The 21,613-nt window shown below is 39.7% G+C and carries 24 protein-coding genes; 13 read left to right on the forward strand and 11 right to left on the reverse strand.

The genetic code is table 11. The features are described from left to right. Window positions 1-3 precede the first annotated feature (3 nt). A complete protein-coding gene (locus AC4G3N_RS09975) occupies window positions 4-627 on the reverse strand; it encodes a LysE family transporter (protein WP_066109461.1) in 624 nt (207 codons plus the stop codon). Window positions 628-743: 116 nt separating this feature from the next. Next, window positions 744-1,736, reverse strand: coding sequence for a YeiH family protein (locus AC4G3N_RS09980; RefSeq protein ID WP_491090123.1), 993 nt, complete (start codon window positions 1,734-1,736; stop codon window positions 744-746). A gap of 888 nt (window positions 1,737-2,624) precedes the next feature. Here AC4G3N_RS09980 and AC4G3N_RS09985 point away from each other — a divergent pair. Continuing rightward, window positions 2,625-3,305, forward strand: a complete 681-nt coding sequence (locus AC4G3N_RS09985; protein ID WP_066109455.1) for a DNA alkylation repair protein — start codon at window positions 2,625-2,627, stop codon at window positions 3,303-3,305. Next, window positions 3,302-4,162, forward strand: a complete 861-nt coding sequence (locus tag AC4G3N_RS09990) for a Cof-type HAD-IIB family hydrolase (RefSeq protein ID WP_491090124.1) — start codon at window positions 3,302-3,304, stop codon at window positions 4,160-4,162. Before AC4G3N_RS09985 ends, AC4G3N_RS09990 begins: the two co-directional genes overlap by 4 nt. 179 nt (window positions 4,163-4,341) lie before the next feature. Here the strand turns inward: AC4G3N_RS09990 and bshB2 are convergent, their stop codons facing one another. From bshB2 to AC4G3N_RS10010, 4 genes are all read right to left on the reverse strand, one after another. Continuing rightward, a complete protein-coding gene (gene bshB2 / locus AC4G3N_RS09995) occupies window positions 4,342-5,019 on the reverse strand; it encodes a bacillithiol biosynthesis deacetylase BshB2 (RefSeq protein ID WP_066109449.1) in 678 nt (225 codons plus the stop codon). A gap of 16 nt (window positions 5,020-5,035) precedes the next feature. Then, window positions 5,036-5,386: a YojF family protein gene (locus AC4G3N_RS10000; protein WP_066109446.1), complete on the reverse strand. Its 351-nt coding sequence runs from the start codon at window positions 5,384-5,386 to the stop codon at window positions 5,036-5,038. A gap of 151 nt (window positions 5,387-5,537) precedes the next feature. Next, window positions 5,538-6,347 (reverse strand): pyridoxine/pyridoxal/pyridoxamine kinase, encoded by an 810-nt coding sequence (pdxK, locus tag AC4G3N_RS10005; protein WP_066109443.1) that lies wholly within the window; start codon window positions 6,345-6,347, stop codon window positions 5,538-5,540. A gap of 453 nt (window positions 6,348-6,800) precedes the next feature. Continuing rightward, window positions 6,801-7,154 (reverse strand): YflT domain-containing protein, encoded by a 354-nt coding sequence (locus AC4G3N_RS10010; protein WP_066109441.1) that lies wholly within the window; start codon window positions 7,152-7,154, stop codon window positions 6,801-6,803. A 168-nt stretch (window positions 7,155-7,322) separates the two neighbouring features. On the opposite strand from AC4G3N_RS10010, the gene AC4G3N_RS10015 reads away from it, so the two are divergent. The 3 genes from AC4G3N_RS10015 to AC4G3N_RS10025 all read left to right on the forward strand — a co-directional run bounded on the left by AC4G3N_RS10015 (window position 7,323) and on the right by AC4G3N_RS10025 (window position 8,745). Next, complete coding sequence (locus tag AC4G3N_RS10015) at window positions 7,323-8,003, forward strand: uracil-DNA glycosylase (protein WP_148630367.1); 681 nt, start codon at window positions 7,323-7,325, stop codon at window positions 8,001-8,003. Window positions 8,004-8,080: 77 nt separating this feature from the next. Then, window positions 8,081-8,353 (forward strand): DUF5327 family protein, encoded by a 273-nt coding sequence (locus AC4G3N_RS10020; RefSeq protein ID WP_140461906.1) that lies wholly within the window; start codon window positions 8,081-8,083, stop codon window positions 8,351-8,353. Between the two features lie 20 nt (window positions 8,354-8,373). Then, the gene (locus AC4G3N_RS10025) at window positions 8,374-8,745 is read left to right on the forward strand and encodes a DUF423 domain-containing protein (protein ID WP_066109432.1); all 372 of its coding nucleotides are present in this window, start codon (window positions 8,374-8,376) and stop codon (window positions 8,743-8,745) included. A 113-nt stretch (window positions 8,746-8,858) separates the two neighbouring features. Here AC4G3N_RS10025 and gerQ read toward each other — a convergent pair whose 3' ends face one another. From gerQ to hemQ, 3 genes are all read right to left on the reverse strand, one after another. Further along, window positions 8,859-9,341 (reverse strand): spore coat protein GerQ, encoded by a 483-nt coding sequence (gene gerQ, locus AC4G3N_RS10030; protein ID WP_077248193.1) that lies wholly within the window; start codon window positions 9,339-9,341, stop codon window positions 8,859-8,861. 32 nt (window positions 9,342-9,373) lie between these two features. Next, window positions 9,374-9,796, reverse strand: a complete 423-nt coding sequence (locus tag AC4G3N_RS10035; protein ID WP_066109429.1) for a cell wall hydrolase — start codon at window positions 9,794-9,796, stop codon at window positions 9,374-9,376. 397 nt (window positions 9,797-10,193) lie between these two features. After that, a complete protein-coding gene (gene hemQ / locus AC4G3N_RS10040) occupies window positions 10,194-10,961 on the reverse strand; it encodes a hydrogen peroxide-dependent heme synthase (RefSeq protein ID WP_491090125.1) in 768 nt (255 codons plus the stop codon). Between the two features lie 184 nt (window positions 10,962-11,145). On the opposite strand from hemQ, the gene pta reads away from it, so the two are divergent. Both pta and lipL read left to right on the forward strand, forming a co-directional pair. Continuing rightward, complete coding sequence (gene pta, locus AC4G3N_RS10045; RefSeq protein WP_491090126.1) at window positions 11,146-12,123, forward strand: phosphate acetyltransferase; 978 nt, start codon at window positions 11,146-11,148, stop codon at window positions 12,121-12,123. Window positions 12,124-12,184: 61 nt separating this feature from the next. Continuing rightward, complete coding sequence (gene lipL / locus AC4G3N_RS10050) at window positions 12,185-13,012, forward strand: octanoyl-[GcvH]:protein N-octanoyltransferase (protein ID WP_139063884.1); 828 nt, start codon at window positions 12,185-12,187, stop codon at window positions 13,010-13,012. A gap of 122 nt (window positions 13,013-13,134) precedes the next feature. On the opposite strand, the gene AC4G3N_RS10055 is transcribed toward lipL, so the two are convergent. Further along, the gene (locus tag AC4G3N_RS10055; protein ID WP_066109416.1) at window positions 13,135-13,866 is read right to left on the reverse strand and encodes an RsfA family transcriptional regulator; all 732 of its coding nucleotides are present in this window, start codon (window positions 13,864-13,866) and stop codon (window positions 13,135-13,137) included. A gap of 229 nt (window positions 13,867-14,095) precedes the next feature. Between AC4G3N_RS10055 and AC4G3N_RS10060 the strand changes: the two genes are divergently transcribed. The 4 genes from AC4G3N_RS10060 (at window position 14,096) to AC4G3N_RS10075 (ending at window position 19,900) form a co-directional block, all read left to right on the forward strand. Then, window positions 14,096-14,317, forward strand: a complete 222-nt coding sequence (locus tag AC4G3N_RS10060; protein ID WP_066109413.1) for a YuzB family protein — start codon at window positions 14,096-14,098, stop codon at window positions 14,315-14,317. Window positions 14,318-14,434: 117 nt separating this feature from the next. Continuing rightward, a complete protein-coding gene (locus AC4G3N_RS10065; protein WP_491090127.1) occupies window positions 14,435-17,902 on the forward strand; it encodes a lamin tail domain-containing metallophosphoesterase family protein in 3,468 nt (1,155 codons plus the stop codon). A gap of 138 nt (window positions 17,903-18,040) precedes the next feature. After that, window positions 18,041-19,351: an HD domain-containing protein gene (locus AC4G3N_RS10070; protein ID WP_175354323.1), complete on the forward strand. Its 1,311-nt coding sequence runs from the start codon at window positions 18,041-18,043 to the stop codon at window positions 19,349-19,351. 24 nt (window positions 19,352-19,375) lie between these two features. Beyond that, complete coding sequence (locus AC4G3N_RS10075; RefSeq protein ID WP_066109764.1) at window positions 19,376-19,900, forward strand: YwgA family protein; 525 nt, start codon at window positions 19,376-19,378, stop codon at window positions 19,898-19,900. A 144-nt stretch (window positions 19,901-20,044) separates the two neighbouring features. Here AC4G3N_RS10075 and thmT read toward each other — a convergent pair whose 3' ends face one another. Beyond that, window positions 20,045-20,230 carry a 2-hydroxymuconate tautomerase gene (gene thmT, locus AC4G3N_RS10080; RefSeq protein ID WP_066109407.1) on the reverse strand — a complete coding sequence of 62 codons (186 nt, stop codon included), beginning with the start codon at window positions 20,228-20,230 and terminating at the stop codon, window positions 20,045-20,047. Between the two features lie 141 nt (window positions 20,231-20,371). Here thmT and AC4G3N_RS10085 point away from each other — a divergent pair, with 141 nt between their 5' ends. Together AC4G3N_RS10085 and AC4G3N_RS10090 are read left to right on the forward strand one after the other, a co-directional pair. After that, a complete protein-coding gene (locus AC4G3N_RS10085; protein WP_139892069.1) occupies window positions 20,372-21,007 on the forward strand; it encodes a site-2 protease family protein in 636 nt (211 codons plus the stop codon). A gap of 20 nt (window positions 21,008-21,027) precedes the next feature. After that, window positions 21,028-21,537 carry a YwhD family protein gene (locus AC4G3N_RS10090; protein WP_066109401.1) on the forward strand — a complete coding sequence of 170 codons (510 nt, stop codon included), beginning with the start codon at window positions 21,028-21,030 and terminating at the stop codon, window positions 21,535-21,537. The last annotated feature ends 76 nt before the right edge of the window (window positions 21,538-21,613 follow it).

Raw genomic sequence — 21,613 nt, forward strand, 5'->3', positions numbered from 1 at the left:
CGATTAAATTAGGGATTGAACCCCCATAACTCCAAAATAGATCCCAAAGCCAACTAAGGAAATTCCGGATATGATTGAAATTCCCGCTAAGAGTTTATTGGTTAAATAGCGCCTAAATATGGATGCCATCATCGCCATCGAGTAGTCCCAAATTAATATCCCCAAAAGGATGGCCAAGCTGTTAATGATGATTTGCTGAGGAGATAAGTGACTCACGGTTTTGGCGAGTACAGAGCCATAGATGCCCAACCAAAAAAGAATGGATAATGGATTCAATAACGACATAAAAAAGCCAGAGCGAAAGGAACGAGTGATATCCTTGTTCCGTATATTGCTTTGGTTTTTTTTATGATAAACAGCAACCAGACTCTCTACTCCGGAATAAGTAAGCACGAAAGCCCCGAATAACCAGAGAAAGGTTTGGATTAGAGGAACTTGCATATATTGAGCCAACCCGGTATAAACAACAAGCATATAGCAGATATCGGCTAGTATAGCGCCCAGACCGAATACCCAGGCATTTAAGAATCCATGCCTTAAACCAATTTCCATTTGTGCAGCATTAATTGGTCCGATAGGAGCCGATAAGGAAATTCCTAGATAGACATATCCCAATAATCCATACATACAATTTATACCTCCATTTTAATTGCTCAAATTATCATATGCATGTATACAGGCTTGTACGACAAAAAAGAATAGTTTAAGGAAAACATAAAAAAGAGGCATAAGCCTCAAATGGCTCATGCCCAAAAATATGTCAGAATTGATAAAAGAACGGATGTAATAACCATTGTAAGCAAGGGAAGGCTGGCTCGTTTCTTAAGCTCTTTTAAATCAATCGTTAAGCCTAGCCCAGCCATAGCCATCGAAAGTAGAAAAGTGGTCAGCATGGCAATGTAATCATATAGGTATTCAGGAAACCAGGATCCAGCAAGATAAGTTCTAAAAATACTTAAGGCCAGAAATCCTAGAAGAAACCATGGAAATGGAATGGAGGATTGGCTGCCAGCGCCTTGTTTACGTTTCATCCAGAACACTAATACAAAACAGAAAGGAATCAATAAGAAAACACGACATAATTTAGCTAATAAAGCCATTGTAACAGAAGCTTCCCCAGCAGGCTCAGACGCTAAAGCTACATGAGCCAATTCATGTAAGCTAAGTCCGGACCAAATTCCATATTCAGTAGGTGTTAGGGGGAGAATCGGAATAAGCATCGTATAGGCGACTGAAAAAATAGTACCAATCAATGCAATCATCCCGACGCTCATCGCCGTGTCCTCTTCTTTTGAATCCACTATAGGTGAAACCGCTGCTATAGCCGCTGCGCCGCATATTCCTGTCCCTGCACCAAGCAGGAAAGAAATCATTGGATCAATTTTCAGCCATTTGCCAAGCAATACCATGAGGGCTACAGAGAATACGATACAAATCAGAGCTTTACCCAAAAGGCCAAGACCTTCACTAAAAATAATCTGCATATCTAATTTCAACCCATATAAAATAATGGCAGCACGTAAGAGAATTCTTGCTGAAAAATGAACGCCCGTCCGTAAATTTGTTGGATAGCTGCGAATATTACGATACAGGATGGCGAGCAAAATACTGCATGCTAATGGTCCTATGTATTCGAAAAAGGGCAATTCAGCAAGGACAAATCCAAGCAGCGCCAATAAGGCCGTAAAGCCCAGACCTCCCCAAAATGATAAAGGAGATTGAGTTTGTTTAGTCATAGTAGTCACTCCTAATTCTTTCATCACTATATTTGAAAACAGTCATTATGTATGCGTAGAATATATGTATATACATAGCCAGGTTATTATGAGTTCTGGCAATAGCTTCCATGAAGCCACTTCCCTAGTTTAATATTCTTAGACTTAATAAAAAAGAGGTAACACTCAATTAATTAATTGTATGTTTATCCAATACAGGTTCTTTTATACAAAAAGCTGAGGCGACTGCCCAGCTCCGACAAGCATAAGGAGAGGCTCGAAGGGGTGTTCTACCCCGTAGAGGCTATCCTTATGACCTCGAGGAGCTAGGAGCCGAAGCTAGATTATACAAAAAGCTGAGGCGACTGCCCAGCTCCGACAAGCATAAGGAGAGGCTCGAAGGGGTGTTCTACCCCGTAGAGGCTATCCTTATGACCTCGAGGAGCTAGGAGCCGAAGCTAGATTATACAAAAAGCTGAGGCGACTGCCCAGCTCCGACAAGCATAAGGAGAGGCTCGAAGGGGTGTTCTACCCCGTAGAGGCTATCCTTATGACCTCGAGGAGCTAGGAGCCGAAGCTAGATTATACAAAAAGCTGAGGCGACTGCCCAGCTCCGACAAGCATAAGGAGAGGCTCGAAGGCAGGCGAATTAAGGAACAAAGACTAAGAACGCCACATCGTGTGGCAACGTCTTTGTGATCAACGTCCTGTTGACCTCCGTAGAGGCTATCCTTATGACCTCGAGGAGCTAGGAGTCGAAGCTAGATTAATCAAAAAGCTGAGGCGACTGCCCAACTCCGACAAGCACGGAGGGAGAGCGCTTTTCCTCTACTGCAGCAGCTACACTTATGACTCGAGCGGTTAGGCCCTGAAGCTGGCTTATAAGGGAAGAATAGGTGAGGTGGAAATGTGGATTATATTAATCGTTTAAAACAGTTATTTGAGAATGAAAAGAATGAAGAACAAGCAGTAGCAATGGCGCGATATATGAAGAATCAATTTCCTTTTTACGGGATTAAAACCCCGGAAAGAAGAAAATGTATGTCTGTATTCTTTAAGGAAACAGGTATTCTTGCTATGCCGCTTTCACATGAATTTTGTTTAAAGCTTTGGAATATGCCGGAGAGAGAATGGCAAAATGCTGCGCTTGATTACCTTGCTAACTATATCGACAAACTGGAAGTAAAGGATTTACCGCTACTAAAAACATTAATTACGACAAAATCTTGGTGGGATACCGTAGATATGATTGCCTCTAAGCAGGTTGGCAATTTGGTATTAAGAAATCCTGATTTAATAGATACTATCATGAATGATTGGGTAATAGATAATAATATGTGGCTACGTAGAACAGCAATCCTCTTTCAACTTTCCTATAAAGGTCAAACAAATGAGAGAATCTTATATGACTACATATTGAAAAATGCGGATAGTAAAGAATTCTTTATTCAAAAAGCGATTGGGTGGGCACTGAGAGAATATTCAAAAACGGATCCGGAGTCTGTGAAGAACTTTATAAAAAAAACAGAGCTTGCACCTCTCAGCAGAAGAGAAGGTAGTAAGCATTTTCTAAAGGGGGAGACTGTATGAAGTGTATAGCAACCGATATGGATGGAACATTACTGAATGAGCAGCAAATGGTAAGTGACGAGAACCGAAAGGCGATGGAGGCAGTAAGGGATAGCGGGGGACAAGTAATTGTTGCTACGGGCCGATCTTATAAAGAAGCAAGGTTTGCACTTGATGAGATTAACTTTCACTGTCCTATTATCAGTTTAAATGGAGCAGCTGTTTATAATCAGGAAGGCAGTTTGGTGGATTCCAATCCGATGAAGCAAGAAAGCTTAGTGGAGACAGTCAAGCTTTTGGAAGAAATGGATCTTTATTTTGAAATGTATACAAACAGGGGGACATTTTCCAAAAACCCCGAAAAGGCTATTGATTCACTTGTCGATATCTTCTTGAGTGCCAATCCTGATCAGGAAGAAGATAAAGTTCGTGAATTTGCTGAAGGCAGAATTAAATTTGGATTCTTATTTGCGACAGACGATTACTTCCAGCTAATTAATGAAGAGGATATCGAAATATACAAAATACTAGTCTTTTCCTCTGATATGAATAAACTAAAAAATACTGGCACTATTCTTGGAGAGATGGAAGGACTAACTGTCACTTCATCCGGTAAGGGGAATATTGAAATTAACCAGAGTGGTGTTTCTAAGGGAATAGCTTTGGAGAAATTGCTAGAAAAATTACGAATCCCACTTGAAGAAACAATTGCTGTGGGAGATAACTTTAATGATTTATCTATGTTCGAAAAAGCGGGGATGTCCGTTGCTATGGGTAATGCATCCGATGAGATTAAAGGGCTGTGCAAGGATCTTACCTTAACAAATGAAGAGGATGGTGTCGCCCATATCATTTATAAGTACATCGTTCAAAAATAAATTTAAAAATTAGGTATAGGTGGTCCAGAATATGGCTATCATAGTACTACAATGAAGTTTTCCAAAGTATCCCCCCCTTTTTTTGAACCGCCTTTAGTAATGAAGGCGGTTTTTTTATGAAATAAAGATGCCCGCAAAAAAAGCCGTCATTAGTATGACAGCTTTTATAAATCTAATTCTTATATTTTTTCAGGCCATTTATATGAATAAAATCTTTCAAAGCAAAGGCGGCTTTCAAGCTCTTTATTCTTTTGGGCGAGTAATTCAGGCCAACCAGCCATCATCGCCTCAGTTTGAGAGCGGTGGGCAGAGATTGCCTTTAGTTTAGTCTCGATTACATCCTGAATATTATTTATGATATCAGGCTCTCCAAGGACATCCTGATGGTTGTTGGAAAAGGCTACACAATGAAGCTTTGGCCTTTTTTCAGGATTGATTTCAGAGACTGCCTGTACGACAGCTCTTCCGCAAGCCTCATGATCCGGATGGACACTGAATCCCGGATAGAAAGTGATAATGAGGGAAGGATCAAGCTCATCAATAAGCTTAGTCATTTGATTAGCTAGCCACTCTTCATTTTCGAATTCAACAGTTTTATCGCGCAGTCCCATCATACGTAAATCCTTAATACCCATTATTTGTGCTGCGTCTATTAATTCTTTCTTGCGAATCTTCGGGAGACTCTCCCGTGTTGCAAAAGGAGGATTTCCAAGATTACGTCCCATTTCACCAAGCGTTAAGCATGCATAGGTAACGGGGATACCAGCTCTTGTATAAGAGGCGATTGTTCCGGAAACCCCAAATGCCTCATCATCAGGATGAGGGAATATGACTAATACATGTTTCTCTTTATCCATTTATCCCAACTCCTTGTTATTTATCAAATGGGGCGGTACTGATTTCAAAAGCGACAGCCAGTCTTCCGCTCTGGTCAAGTCCAGCCATTAAAAGGCGGCCGAATTCATCGATTTCGTAATGGGTAATCCCTTCAGCGTATACCCAGCCTTCCTTCATTCTTAATCCTACCCGATAAGGGCCATCTCCGATAATTTTACCTTCTTCAAAACAAATAGAAACATTACGGATAAACGCACCTGCTGAGAAGAATGATTCATCATTATGAGTGGCATAAGCGCCGTTTGTTGTCTCTAAATGCAAATAAACCTGTAAACCGGCATATGATTGCAGCGCTTTTTGTGAATCAAGCAGGTCAATTGGCTTCATTAAGATTACCTCCTATATAAAAAGGAACACATTAGTTTCCTATTAAATTAGTGTTGTATTAATTATGATACTAAAGTATCTGAAAAATTGCTAAAAATGGAGATGGAAAAAAGCTGTCCTAAATTTCGGACAGCCTGTAATAAAGAAGAAATTATTTATATGTACGGTAAGCACCATGCATAACTGGTCCAACAAATTCATTTAGCTTCCAGCTATGTTCAATAGCGGCTGAGATAAATTCCTTTGCAGTAGCCAAGGCTTCTTCAACTGTTTTTCCTTTAGCCAGCTCAGCAGTAATGGCTGCAGCAGTTGTACAACCGGCACCATGGGTATAAGTAGTCGCAAACTTTTCGGATTCAAGGATGGTATAGTCTGTTCCATCATAAATTAGGTCAATTGCTTTATCTTGCCCATCAAGTTTAGTGCCACCCTTGATAAGGACATATTTTGCCCCTTGATCATGGATAATCTTTGCAGCTTGTTTCATTTCATCAATAGTAGTGATGGGGCCAATCCCGGATAATTGCCAAGCCTCAAAAAGATTTGGTGTTACAACCGTAGCAAGAGGGAGAAGCAATTCTCTCATTGCCACTGTATTCTCAGGCATTAACACTTCATCTGTCCCTTTGCAAACCATTACAGGGTCTATGACGACTTTATCAAGGCCATACTCTTTAATTTTTCGTGCAGCCAATTCAATAATATCAACGGTCCCAAGCATCCCTGTTTTCATGGCATCAATTCCTGTAGAAAGGATTGTATCCAGTTGTGCCTCCACAGTTGAAACATCAATAGAAAATACATTATGAGACCAGTTATTTTTAGGGTCCATTGCAACAATTGAAGTAACAGCAGTCATTCCATAAACGCCAAGCTCCTGGAATGTTTTTAAATCTGCTTGAAGTCCTGCTCCGCCGCTGCTGTCTGATCCAGCTATAGTCAATGCTTTTTTTAGACTCATTGGCCTATCCTCCCTCATTATAAAACTTAATTTAGTTATACTTTATAATACATACCAAAACAATATGTATGGAAAAAAACTGATGCTGTTAATTGTATACATAATCCGTGAACAATAAATTCTGAATTACCATTTTGCGGTATTTTATCATAGGTATAAACCGGAAGTATACAGTAAGAGTTTATAAAGGTAAAAGCTCATATAGTAATGATACTATAAGTGAAAAATAGTGGATAACAATAACGCTTATATGATTTAAGACATAGTAAGCAGATGCTCATGATCATGGAGACGAGAATGAACAATGATTGATTCTAATAACATCAGATTGATATATGCAAAAAAGTTTTTTCTTATGCATTGTAACTTGATCAGAGTAGTAAAAAAGCCAGTAAAAAAAAGGGCGTTAAGGAAGGGAGAACCCATCCTTAAGCCCTTTTTATGCTGTATCGGTTACATTATTTTTGTATTATCAATATCACTTGCCTGGTTCGAAGTAACAATAACAATTTTGTGGTCATCAAGATCTTTTTCATATTGTTGTGCTTCTAACTCAGATAATCCAAGTGATTGGAGCTTGCTGCGCAATTCGTCGCCACGTTTTTTGAACAGATTTCCTACACTTTCAAAGAAACCTTGCTCACCAATACCAATGTTGCCTGTATCCGTAGCATCAGTTAAATCCTTCGAAAACTCTTTATTATGGGAAAACAGATAAACATTCTCTTTTGTAAATCCCTCAGCTGCAAGTTGTTCAACTTTCTCTTTAGCTTGAACTGAATTTTCTACTACAAAAACTTGATACATCTTGCATCCTCCTCGATTTTTGGATTTTAATTTAAAATGTAGTTACAGTGTTTATATAACCTATTAAAAAATCTATAAACATAAGTTGAGCAGGGTAAAGAGAGTGTAAGCGGAAAATATTGTTCGACAAATATAATAATTTCTGAAGTATATAGAGGAGTGGATTGGATGAGTCACCAAATTTTACAGAATGACTGGCTGGAGTATTTAGTGGATGAATTTAAACAACCATATTATGCAGCCCTGTGTGATTTTATAAAAAAGGAGTATGAAAACGAGATTGTCTATCCAAAGGCTGAAGATATCTACAACGCTTTGAACTATACTGATTTTAAATCCGTAAAAGTGGTATTGCTCGGGCAGGATCCCTACCATGGCCCCAATCAGGCTCATGGATTAAGTTTCTCTGTACAGCCTGAAGTTGCTCTCCCGCCCTCGCTACGGAATATTTTCAAGGAACTAAATGATGACTTAGGAATTCCAGTCCCTAACAATGGATACTTGAAAAGTTGGGCGGATCAGGGGGTACTTTTGTTAAATACCGTTTTGACTGTCAGACAGGGAGAAGCCCATTCACATAAGGGGAGAGGATGGGAGCGATTAACAGATAAAATAATAGAGACATTGAATGAAAAATCAGAACCGGTTGTTTTCCTATTATGGGGAAAACCAGCACAATCCAAAATTCACTTAATTGATCAGAAGAAGCATCACATCATTACCTCGGTTCACCCGAGCCCGCTATCTGCTCGGCGAGGTTTCTTTGGAAGTAAGCCATTTTCTAAAACGAATGAACTTCTCCGACAAAATGGGCTGAAGGAAATCGATTGGGCCATTCCTGATTTGTGAGGTTGTGAAAAATAGATTCCTTGGCGAAGTTAGGATAGAATTGAATAAGAAGAGATGAAGGTAAGAGGTGTGAATCTGTGGAAATAACATCAGAAAAGGTATTGGACAAAATGGATGAACTGATTCAGAAGGCTAAAATGGCGCCTGCTGAAAAAAGGAATGGATACCTAATTGCCGTTCAAAGCTTAATCGACTTGGTCATAAGTGATCATACGAAGGCGGAAGGACAAACTGTGAAGAAAACTGTTCCATATAATCCAATTCAGCAAACGAATCCGACTGTCTCTCTTCCTCAGGAGGAACCAGTTAAGATGGAGGACGCAAACGGGGATTCACTGCTTGATTTTTAAACGCAAAGGAGAGAATGGGGATGAAAACATTTATTATTATTGCAGCCATTAATGCGGCGATGTCCGTGGCATGCGGTGCATTCGGAGCTCATGGGCTGGAGGGGAAGATTTCTGAAAAGTCTCTGGCGGTCTGGAAAACAGCCGTTCAGTATCAGATGTTCCATGCAGGTGGATTATTGGCAATAGGATTGTTGTGGGATCGATTATCCTCACATCAATTGTTAAATTGGTCAGGTTGGCTCATGTTAGTTGGAATTATTCTCTTTTCTGGAAGCTTATATGTACTCAGTGTAGCAAGTATTGGTAAGCTTGGTATTATAACGCCGTTTGGCGGAGTTGCATTTATTGCTTCCTGGGTATTAATGATTGTGGCTGTTTATAAATATTCATAAGTTTGATATGTTCATAGAAGAACCGCTTATGTCTGACATAAGCGGTTCTTCTATGTACTATAGGGATTAGTTCGTCAAATATTTTTTATTCTCGGTATGCTAACCATTCTCGATTAACGAGATGGAGAACCAAAAGGATAGGAGTATTCGATTTCTTCATCAAAAGTTACATAATCGAGGTAAATCAGTGGCAATAAATAGCGCATGCCTGTTTGCGGATCACTTAAGATAAGATGATCTCGGCCGGCTGCTTCAATAATTCCTTTGAATAGTCTTGTATTACCATCCTTACTTCCCTCAAAGGTCATATATACCGAAGCGAGTTTACCGCGATTTAAACGCAGAATATTTTCGATATAGGATTGTTCTACGAATTGACCCGGAGCAGGCGACGGAGAAGTTTGGAACGGTGATCCACCACCGCCTAGAGTATACGACTGCGCCGGAAAGGGCAGTTGTTGTTGCTGTTGTTGTGGCTGAAACTGTTGCTGCTGCCCCATGCCTGTTTGTCCTGCCATATAGGGATTATAAGGGACTTGATATCCGCCTCCATACGTTTGCCCCCCGCCGTATGATTGTGAACCCGGTTGTTTCATAAAATGACTCCTCCTCTATAAACAATAGTATTCTAAAAAACAGTTGGACAATCAGATTGTGTCGGTGCAAAGAAGCAGTGTGATTTGTAACGCCCAGAATTGTATTGTCCAAACCATTGTGCCGGGCAGTCCCCTTCCGGTCTGAAGAACCAAAGAGCGTTCGTGGCCGGATTAAAACGTTCCCCGTTGACGACTCTTCTTGCCAGCCTGATTTCACTCTCTCTGGCACGTTGATAAAAGTATCCTTTCTGTGTCGCTTCGAATCCACCGGGGTTTTGGAAAACCATTTGAGGAATCGATCGGATATTTACGAAATCCAAACATTCACCACGTACCCTGTTGACACCTACATTGCCAACCATTAACATGCCCAAATTTCCTTCACCCTCAGCTTCTGCTCTCATTAATCGGGCAAGAACTTTTATATCCTCCTCAGTAGCTTTTATAACTGCCATGCTTGAAGCACCTCTTTTCGATAGGTCATTTCATGATGTGTTGTAGATACGTAAAAGGTATGCTCACTATAGAAAATTATGCAGGGGGAGACCGGCTTATGATAAAAAAGGATATTACTTCATCCATTTCAAGAAGAGCAGAAGAGATTGCTTTGTTTTTGCAGGTCGCACTATTCACATAATTTTCCTGTGTGGTGGAATTTAAAAAGGTTAACAACACAGGGGAAGTCGATACTGAAGCAAATGAAGAGACAGGCCGTTATTGGGGAAATGCTTCAACCTTTATCTGAGGGGAACAGAGTATTTTGAAATAAAGGGGATCTTGGTGCTTGGACAACAAAAAAGTGCCCTATCCACCATGTATAATGGCTTTTAAAGGCACTTCCTTTTATCCTATTTAAACATGTAAAAATTCGCTGACACAGTCCGGTGTAAGGATATTTCCAACAAAGAAGGAACCGAATTCACCGTAACGGGCACTCACTTCATCGAAACGCATTTCATAAACCAATTTTTTAAATTGGAGAACATCATCTGCGAAAAGGGTAACACCCCACTCATAGTCATCGAATCCAACGGATCCAGAAATAATTTGTTTAACCTTGCCAGCATATTGTCGGCCAATCATTCCGTGAGAATACATAAGTTTTTTACGATCCTCCATCGGAAGCATATACCAGTTATCATTGCCTTGACGACGCTTGTCCATCGGATAGAAGCAAACATGCTTAGATGTCGGCAAGATCGGGTATAGTCTGGAACGAACATGAGGATTCTGATATGGATCTTCATCTGAATCAGAAGGCAGATAATTACTTAGCTCAACAACAGATACATAAGAATGTGCCGGAATTGTGAACTCTGCTAATTTAGTTTTATTAAACTCTAATTCAAGTGCATTTAATTCTTCCATTGTTGGGCGTAAAAGCATCATCATAAAGTCTGCTTTTTGTCCGACAATTGTATAAAGAGCATGACTGCCTTGGTTATCATTCTGAGTTTTATTCCATTTTTCAACCAATCCCAGGAATTCATTGATGGCAGTGGCACGTTCGTCTTCAGGTAACATTTTCCAGGATAACCAGTCAATTGTACGGAAGTCATGTAAACAATACCAACCGTCTAATGTTTTAGCTGCTTCACTCATACTTATCATCTCCCACATAACATTTCGTTCATGCCATTTACTATATCACAATCAATGGCATATTTTCTTGAATCAAGGCTTCGATAAACTTGTCGATATTTTGACATACCGCTATAATTTTAAAAAATAAGGCAAACCTATTAAATAATTCATCATAAAGGTGTATTCTAGGTAGAGTGACATTTTGAGGAGGACATAAAAAATGAGTAATTTATTTACAACTTTAAAAGAAAAAGTTTCTGGCAATCAATTGCGAATTGTATTCCCAGAAGGAATGGATGAAAGAATTCTTGAAGCAGCAGGAAGATTGGCAGCTGAGAAAACAATCATTCCAATCTTAGTTGGAAATATTGATGAAATCACAAAAAAAGCGAAGGATATGAATATTTCTGTAGATAATATGGAAATTTACGATCCTGCTACATATATTATGATGGACGAGCTTGTGACAGCTTTCGTTGAACGTCGTAAAGGTAAAGCGACTGAAGAACAAGCACGTAAAATCTTGCTTGACGAAAACTATTTCGGAACAATGCTTGTATATCTAAATAAAGCAGATGGTTTGGTCAGCGGTGCTGCGCATTCTACAGCAGATACAGTACGTCCGGCATTGCAAATCATTAAAACAAAAGCAGGCGTTAAAAAGACGTCTGGCGTATTCATCATGGTTAAAGGTGATGAAAAATACGTATTTGCAGACTGCGCAATCAATATTGCTCCTGACAGCCAGGATCTTGCTGAAATTGCAATTGAAAGTGCTAGAACAGCGCGTATGTTTGATCTAGATCCACGTGTTGCAATGCTTAGCTTCTCCACAGTTGGTTCTGCTGTATCTGAAGAAACAACAAAAGTGGCGGATGCTGTTAAGCTTGTAACGGAGGTGGACCCACAATTAATCGTAGACGGAGAAATTCAATTCGACGCAGCGATTGTTCCATCTGTTGCTGCATCTAAAGCTCCTAACTCTCCACTTCAAGGTTCTGCAAATGTATTTGTATTCCCTAGCCTTGAAGCAGGTAATATTGGATATAAAATTGCACAACGCCTAGGCGGATTTGAAGCAGTTGGACCAATCCTGCAAGGTCTAAATGCTCCTGTGAACGACCTATCCAGAGGATGTAACGCAGAGGATGTATACAACCTTGCACTGATCACAGCTTCTCAAGCTTTGGTAAAATAAGTTTATAAGTGACCTATGGCGCCCTTTGGCGCCTATTTTTTTATAGATGGAGAGAGGTAAGATGAATTTATTACAGCAGGATCGCTGGAGAATCATTGACCATAGTCAATCAGGTATGCATACACGTGCCATTCAATCATTTGCGATTGACGATACATTATGCGCTTCGGTTGGAGCTGGGAACTCACCAGTTACCGCACGGGCTTGGGTTCATCAAAAAACAGTTGTGTTGGGTATCCAGGACGGAAGGCTCCCGATGCTGAAGCAAGCTGCTGATTTCCTGCATGAGAAGGGCTATGACTGTATTGTCCGAAATTCAGGCGGATTGGCCGTTGTATTGGATGAAGGAATTTTGAACCTGACGCTTGTTTTTCCGGAAAAAGACCGGAAAATTGAGATTAATCGCGGATATGACGCTATGTGGGAACTGATCAAGTACATGTTTCGAGACTTTGATAATGAGATTAAAGCGGGTGAAATCGTAGGCTCTTATTGTCCGGGAAGCTATGATTTAAGCATTGATGGCAAAAAATTTGCCGGTATCTCTCAAAGGAGAATCCGTCATGGTGTAGCAGTACAAATCTACTTGGATATCAATGGGGATGCTGAACAAAGAGCTGCATTAGTGAGAGATTTTTATAAAATTGCTCTAAATGGGACTGAGACGAAATTTGTTTACCCTACTGTGAATCCAAAAGTTATGGCTTCCTTATCTGATTTGCTCGGTGTCGAGCTGACTGTAAATGATGTAATGCTTCGCTTAATGAAGGCATTACAGGATCATGCCGGGCAGATTGAGATGAATTCTTTGGCGGAAGCAGAAATGCCACTGTTCGAATCCTATTTAGAAAGAATGCAAGACCGCAATGCGAAATTGGAAATCGATTAATTCTTTCCATCGTTTTAGGAGGGGCTGTTAAAAGTAGTCTCTTACATGCTCGAATGAAAGTGAGCATGGTTTGATATTACAGATGAAAGCCGGCTCCTCTGAAAAGAGCCGGCTTTTTATATTTATTCTGCGATTTTTTCTAGATTTCCATTACGATCCATCTTAAATTTAGTAGCTTGTCGGTCATCTTCATCCAATAAAGCTAATTTACGGGCACGATTCATAATATTCATGAGTGTTTCGTAGTCTTCCTGAATCGTAACGGTATTTTCTTCAACATTATCAAGCTTGTGCTGCAATTCTTTATTTGTATTTTTCAGTTCCCTGATTTCAAGGCGCAATCTTTCATTTTCAGATTGTAATGCTTGCAGTTTCAGGCTGTTTGTATCATAAGATTGTAAGAATACAATAACATCGTCCATCGTCAAAGCCGGAGTCTTGTATTCTTCCAGCACTGGAAATAGGCTTGTTTGCTCAAATGTTTCAGTATCTTTTTGTTCGGTGGAAATATCCATGTCCATCAATTCATCTTCCATTGCGGTAGTCACTGTTTCAAAGTCTCGTAAAGATGGAGTCGGTGGCTGGTACAGAATTTTCTTTTTGCCGCCCTGATCCTTTCCAAGCAATCTTTGGCGTTGTTTACGCTGTTTACGGGCAAGCTGCAATGCTTTCTCATAAGTATGTCTTACAACCGCATTCCATCTAAATCCGCAAGCAGCTGCGGTACGGTTCAATTTATCTCCAACTTCGTCAAATGCATTCAATTGGGTACTGCCTTCGCGGACGTGTCTTAAAACAGTTTCTGCTAGTAATAAATCATTTTCTTCAGTCCATGCATCTTGTCTGATTTTCATGATCTGCAACTCCCTTTTCTATAAGATTTAAAATAAATTTGCAAATTATGGTTCTAGCATGGACAAAAAGAACAAAGTTTATACAGGTTACTAGATTTTTTCATTAACCTAATAGATATTTAGCCGATTCTTGCAAATAAGGGAGCCGGAGTGATACAATACGCTTTAGTCCCAAGAGGCTCACAACTAACAAAGAGTCAAATTTTTTGGCAAGAAAGGATAGGCGGTCATGTCGAACGAATTTAGAGTATGTGACGACTGTCAGGCTACAAACCTAAAGACATTGCTACCAAAATTAAACAAGCTCGATCCCGATGCAAAAATTGAGATTGGATGCCAGTCCTACTGTGGACCTGGACGCAAAAAATCATTTGCGTTCGTCAATAATCGTCCAGTAGCTGCACCAACAGAAGATGAATTAATTGAAAAAGTAAAAGCTAAGATAAAATAAATAAAAAGTCGCTCCTCTAAAAGATCAAATTTTAGAAGAGCGACTTTTTTTCATAAAATCCTATCTAATAATCCATACTAAGGTATCAATCTTTGAATGGGGAATTGAGGATTATATATGAAAAAAATAGGTGTACTGATTCTAACTGTAGTTTGTTGTATATGGCTTAATCCCGAAATTAGCATAGCGCTTTCGAATGATCCACCAGATTTACTGATTACAGAGATTTCTCCGCAGGGGAAAACGTATGAATATATCGAAATCTATAATAATACAGACGTACCAATCGATTTACGTGATTACAATCTGCGATACCTCTCTATGAATAAATCGATGCAAGTATGGGATATAAAAGAATCAACTTTTATAGAGCCAAAATCTACGAAAATCATTTGGATTAAAAATGCTGCCAGCAAAGATGAGTTTGATTTTGAGGATTTCAAACACAACTTTCATGCCTCGGTGGATCATAAGCAACTGATTCGCCTGGAAGGTAACTTACACAATAGCAGCAAAAATACGGTCGTTCTGGCAACTGATACAGGAGCGGTTATTTCATATGTAACCTACGATAAGGGACTCATCCATTATAAGCAGGATATGGGAGCAAAAAAATTAAAACAGGATAAACAAATCAAAGAAAGTACACCAGGTCAAGTGAGTAATGAACAGGTGCCGTTAAATGCCAATAAGCAGACGGATACCACTAAGCCGATTGTTAGACCTGTGACCATGCCAAAAGAAGTACCAGAACGCTCGGATGTCTCTATCGAGATTCAAATTGAGGATGAACATCTAATTAAGCGGGCAGAAATATTTTATAAAAGAGGTCAGGATTCTGCCTTTACACAAGCAAATATGCTTATGAAAACCACGACTTCTTATCAATCAATTATATCTCGATACGATGTTTATGGTTCTGTTCCAACCTTTGAGTATTATATAGAAATATCGGATGGACAGCATGTCATTAGATACCCCGAAAAAGGGACAAAGACGATAAAAATAGGAAATCCAGATATGTACAAACCCCTAAAGCCGGGGCTTTCTGTCCAAAAAAATACGATTTTAAAAGGTACAAAAAAGATACAAGTTCAAAAGGCAACAGCTGAGGAACAGATTAAGCTTACGGTTGATGGACAAAAACTGAAGACACAGAGGATCTTGAGCCGTCCTGCTGCAATTGTATTTGAAGGCCTTGGCATTGATGAAAGAAAGAAAAGTGCAGTTTACATGGGAGACCGTTTAATATCCAAATTAAAACCTACAGCAGGGTTATATCTTCCATATGAATTGTCAATTCCAATTGATGAACTCAAACCGGGTAAAAATACGATTTCCATCCACACAGGCACGAAGAAGGAAACATTTATGCCCGGAAGTACAGTTGAAGAAAAAGATGTCGATCGCTTTTCTATCAAGAATATAAAGCTGCTGATGGGTGATGGTACGATGATTCGCCCAATCAGTGTAAATTCAATCACGGGAGATGGTGATGAGAATCGAGAAAGCACTCGGGAAGCCCAGGAATGGAAGGTGGGTAATCAGGGAGTGTTCATCCTATCCTACGAATTTATCATCCCGGCAGCTATGTTCACAGCAGAAGAGGCAGAGATTGATACGATGGCTTATCAGGATGGAGTCCATAGTATTCAATCTAAAGGCACATCCATTCACCAAGCAGATGTTGTTTTTGATAATACAGCACCAAAGCTCCATGTAAAAACACCGCTGAATGGCAGAACCTATAAGGGAACATTCACCATTGATGCAAACCCCGAGGATGAGGTGACTTCAATAGCCTCCATTAAAGGCTATCTGGATGGTCGGGAAATCACTCTGCCATATACGACCTCCTCCGGCAGACTGTCTAAAGGGAAACACAAGGTAACCTTCATGTCAGTAGATGCAGCTGGGAATCGCAAAAAGGAAACGATTCATTTTAAGATTGTGGATGAAGCACCTATTATTATGAATCAAGCCATACCGCTTGATAATGATACAAAAGTATCTGTTCATCCGAAGCTAAGCGTGAAGGTAGAAGATCCAACTAATGATCAAATAGTGGCTAAGTTTTTCTCAGGCAATCGCTATGATTTTACCTCCAAAGGGAGGAATCAATTAAAAGCATTTTCCAATATTGCAGATGAGGAACCGCCGCCCAATCAGACTTATCCGCGTGAAACAGGTATCTTAGCCAAGCAAATAAAGCAGATAGCCAAAGCGGATAAGACTTATTGGGTGACTGCCTCAAATAAAGGATTTCCGTATCAGCGATTCGAAATTTCACTGGATGAAACACCCGCGGAAATGAAAGAGGTTGAAGTAAAGTGGATCGGGCATTCCTTACAGGGAAGAAAGGTCACTCTATATGCCTGGAACATACAAAAATCTAGATGGGATGCATTAGCGTATGGCTACGGCAATAAGGATTTTTTGTTGAAAGCAAAGGTTGAGACAGAGGCCTATTTGAAAAATCAAAAGCTGCAGGTCCTTGTGCAGGACCAGGTTATTGGAGAAGTGAATCGTCCATTTAATTTGATCTGGATGTCAGATACCCAATATTATTCTGAATCATTCCCACATATTTTCCCAGTGATGACGAACTGGATTAGAATCCAAAATCAGCTTGGAAATGCGGAATATGTTATTCATACAGGGGATATTATTAATGTCAGATGGGATTTGGAGCAATGGGATACCGCAGATAAGAGTATGGGCATTTTGGACGAACATCATGTTCCTTATGGGGTAGTGTCCGGAAATCATGATGTGGGAAACTTGGTACTGGATTATCGCAATTATGGTAAATACTTTGGAGAAAAAAGATTTAAGCATACATCTCATTACGGAGGTGGGATGGAAAATAACACAAATCACTATGATTTAGCATCCTTTGGCGGGCACGATTTCCTCTTCCTGTATCTGGGCTGGGGTAAAGAAACCACGACTGCAACCCTGGATTGGGTTAATAAGGTATTAAACCAATACTCAGAGAGAAATGTGGTGCTTGCGGTCCATAATTATCTCGACCATCAAGGAAAACGGACGTATAACGGTAATCAGGTCTTTAAAGAAATTGTCCGGAAATACGAGAATATTAAATTGGTTCTTGCAGGGCATATTTCAGGGGCAAGCCGTAATGTAGCGACCATTCCTCTGAAGGGAAAACCGTCGAAATTCCGTAAAGTGTATGAAATGCTGGCCGATTATCAGAGTGGTCCGGAAGGCGGGGAGGGGTATATGCGGATGCTCCATTTCAATCCGGAGGCAAAGCAGTTATCAGTCAAAACGTACTCGCCTTACTTGGATGATTATAATTATTTTGAGCCGGAAGTCGATGAATTTACAATTGACCAACTGGAGCTGAACCCGATTCAGAAACAGGTGGCAACAGACTATATTGGCGTAAATGTGTACTCGAATACCTTATTGGGTGAAGATAAGGACGGAAAGAATCGGGAAAAAGTACAAATCCGCCTAAAGGATCTAAAAAACAAGCAGGATTATTTCTGGTATGTAGAAGTGAGCGACAGCTATGGAGGGCGATCACGTTCTCCGGTCTGGAAATTTACGACTAAATAAAGATAAAGTGCCCTTTGAACAGAATCGATTTCTATTCAAAGGGTTTTTGTTGTGTATTATTGTGGAAGAAGATGATTATGTTTTTTTAGATTAAACAAGCTATAATAAAACCATGACCGATTAGGAAGAGGGAATAGAATGATAGAATATTCTCTGGAAAAATTAAACGAAGAAAAAGTATTTAAGGATCCGGTGCATCGCTATGTGCATGTGAATGACCGGGTCATTTGGGATTTAATTGATACAAAGGAATTCCAGCGTTTAAGGCGAATTAAACAGCTTGGAACGACCTATTTAACATTTCATGGGGCTGAACACAGCCGTTTTAATCACTCTCTTGGAGTATATGAGATTGTGAGAAGAATTGTGGATGGGGTATTTGCTAATAGGCCGGAATGGAACCCGAAAGATCGTCTTCTTTCTTTATGTGCAGCTTTGCTCCATGACCTCGGGCATGGTCCTTTTTCACATGCCTTCGAAAAAGTCTTTGATTTGGACCATGAGGAATTCACAAGGAAGATTATTTTAGGGGATACTGAGGTTAATGCAATTTTAAAAAAGGTAGATGCCAGCTTTCCGAAAGAGGTAGCTGAAGTCATTGCCAAAACACATGCCAATAAATTGGTTGTCAGCTTAATCTCGAGTCAGCTTGATGCAGACCGGATGGACTACTTGTTACGGGATGCTTATTTTACTGGGGTGAGCTACGGCCAGTTTGATATGGAGCGGATTCTCCGAGTGATGAGACCGACGGAGGATCAGGTAGTTTTCAAGCAAAGCGGTATGCATGCTGTAGAAGATTACATTATGAGCCGCTATCAAATGTACTGGCAGGTTTATTTCCATCCAGTATCTCGAAGCGCAGAAGTGATTTTGACAAAAATCTTGCACCGCGCTAAAGATTTATATAAGAAGAATTATCAATTTAAACAGGAACCTCATCATTTTTCGTCTTTATTTACCCAGTCTGTTACCCTATATGATTATTTGAAATTAGACGATAGTATAATGCTGTACTATTTTCAGTTATGGGGAGAAGAAGAGGATAGCATACTGAGTGATTTATGCACGAGGTTCATGAACCGGAATTTGTTCCAGTATGTAGAATTCCTTCCGTCATCCAGTGCGGAAATGAAAAAAGTGATGGAGCTCACTCAATTGTTCGCAGCAGCCGGTCTCGATCCGGAGTATTATTTGGTGCTAGATTCTTCATCGGATTTACCGTATGATTTTTATCGGCCTGGAGAAGAAGGAGAAAGGGTACCGATTTATCTGTTATCCAAAACGAGAGAACTTAAAGAGCTTTCCAGACAATCGGATATCGTAGACGCGATTTCCGGTAAACGACGCACGGATCATAAACTGTACTTTCCTGCTGATATTTTAGAAGATGAAGCGAATCATAAAGAAATAAAGGAAAAAATAAAAGAATTGCTTGATTGGGATTAATTGATATTGAAGGAGTGAAGAATGGTGTTGAAGGAGCATGCCAGAATTCTTTCAGCCATAGATGCGGCCGGGCATATTGGGGGAAGAAAAAAGCTTCAAAAGATGGTGTTTATCTCAAAAAAACTCGAATATCCTTTTCAGGAGAGATTTGAATTTCATTTTTATGGACCCTATTCAGAGGAATTAACGTTAAAGATAGAAGAGCTTTGCAATTTAGGGCTTTTATCTGAAATAAAGGATAAGGAAAATGGCTATGTTCATTATGACTACTCTTTAACAGAGGCAGGCAAAGAATTTCTTTCTTTATACAGCAAAGACAATGAAAACGACGAGCTGTCTGCATGTGTGAAGGGATTGAACAATCATAATGCACGTTTTCTTGAATTGGTTTCTACGGTTTTTTATTTCGACCATTTATCCAAGGATGAGATTATTAAGAAAATCCAGGAACTAAAGGCGGAGCAACAGTATTTGCCTGAGGAAATAGAGGAAGCCTTCAATTATGCAGCACAGCTTATTAAGGAAAATAAACCAATGTACGCGAATTAGTTCTTTTTAATACTGGAGAAATAAAAAGAATGGAGCATATTTGCTCCATTCGGCTCCCACTTAAAAACGAAAGTCGGGTCCAATAATATGTAATTGGATCAATAATGTTCGGTGTGGATGAAAGACACGCAATCCGAACAAAGTTTATTGATCGCTGGCGCGTACACCGCCAACCGCATAATGAGATTTAGTCATTTCTTCAATGAACACCGTAATTCTTTCTTTTGGTGCTCCTGTTGTTTCAGAAACTGCTTCAGTGACTTTTTCACATAAGGCCTTTTTTTGTTCTTCAGTGCGGCCCTCCAACATTTTAACGGTTACATACGGCATATAATGTCCTCCTCATTTGTAAAACAAGTGATTATGTTGATAGTTTTTCATAATCGCCGGCGGAAAGCAAGTGGTGAAAAGCAGAATGGAAAGTTGAACCTAACTGAAAGGTTTTATATTAAGGAAAAAGGGGATGTTTTGATGTTTGATTTTCAAAGCATATTGGTCAATTTACCATATACACTTGTAACTCTCGCCATTGCGTTTACTGTTCATGAATATGCACATGCCTATGCGGCCTATAAATTTGGAGATATGACTGCAAAAAATCAGGGACGGCTGACATTAAATCCGCTTCGGCACATTGATCCATTAGGTGCGATATTTATTATATTGGTCGGGTTTGGCTGGGCGAAACCTGTACCGGTCAATCGCTTCTTCTTTAAAAATCCACGGATGAACAGTATTGTTGTTTCAGTGGTAGGCCCTTTGAGTAATCTTGTGCTGGCTTTTATTGGTGTCCTATTGATATATATTATAAGCATCGCAGGATTTAATTTACCTGAGTTTATCTACACGTTTTTTAATATTTTTATCCGCTTGAATGTTGTACTGTTTGTATTTAATTTATTGCCATTTCCTCCACTTGATGGGTATCGTATTATTGAGGACCTCGTTCCGGCTGATATACGTCCAAAAATGACACAGTATGAACAATATGGAGCGTTGATTTTCCTTATCCTGGTGATTACACCGCTTGGTAATTACACAATCGATCCAATCATTTATAAGTTAGTACCAGCGATTGAGCGATTCTTAGTTTCAATATTTATTTAAAGGGAGGCTTGTACATATCCATGAGTCAAGAGAAGAAAAAACCAACTTTTAATATCATCAAAAACGACCCTACTGATGGCCATAAAGGCTTTGGAATGGGGGCGTTGAGCCTGGAAAATGTTTCACCTGTCATTATTGATGTGGAAGCAGGTGAAGCGTTTGTCGATATTGGTGCTATGCATGCAAGAAGTGCTATCGAAAGACGAATTAAATTTTTACCGAATAAAGATGAAGTACCAAACGGAAAGCCATACTGGCTTGTTTGGGTTACAATTGAACAGACGAAACAGGGAGCCTATTATGCTGGTGTGACGGCATGCGAAATGACGGTTGATGAAGAGATTCGCCGCGGCTATAAATCATTGCCAGAGCATGTGAATCGCATGGATAAATCATTGAAAAGACATATTATCGTTGAGCATATGGATGAACCTTCAAAAATCATCTTAGCTAACTTCCTGAAAAAACATAATGAAGAGCTTTGGAAAAACTCCCCTGATGAATTGAAGGAAAAGCTAAACGCTAACTAATATTGACAAAAACGTGAAAATTATGGATTTTTTTGTAAAGTAATTCAGCATATTACTTGTCGGTTTTCAGTAAAAA

This window comes from Bacillus sp. z50, from assembly GCF_058313585.1.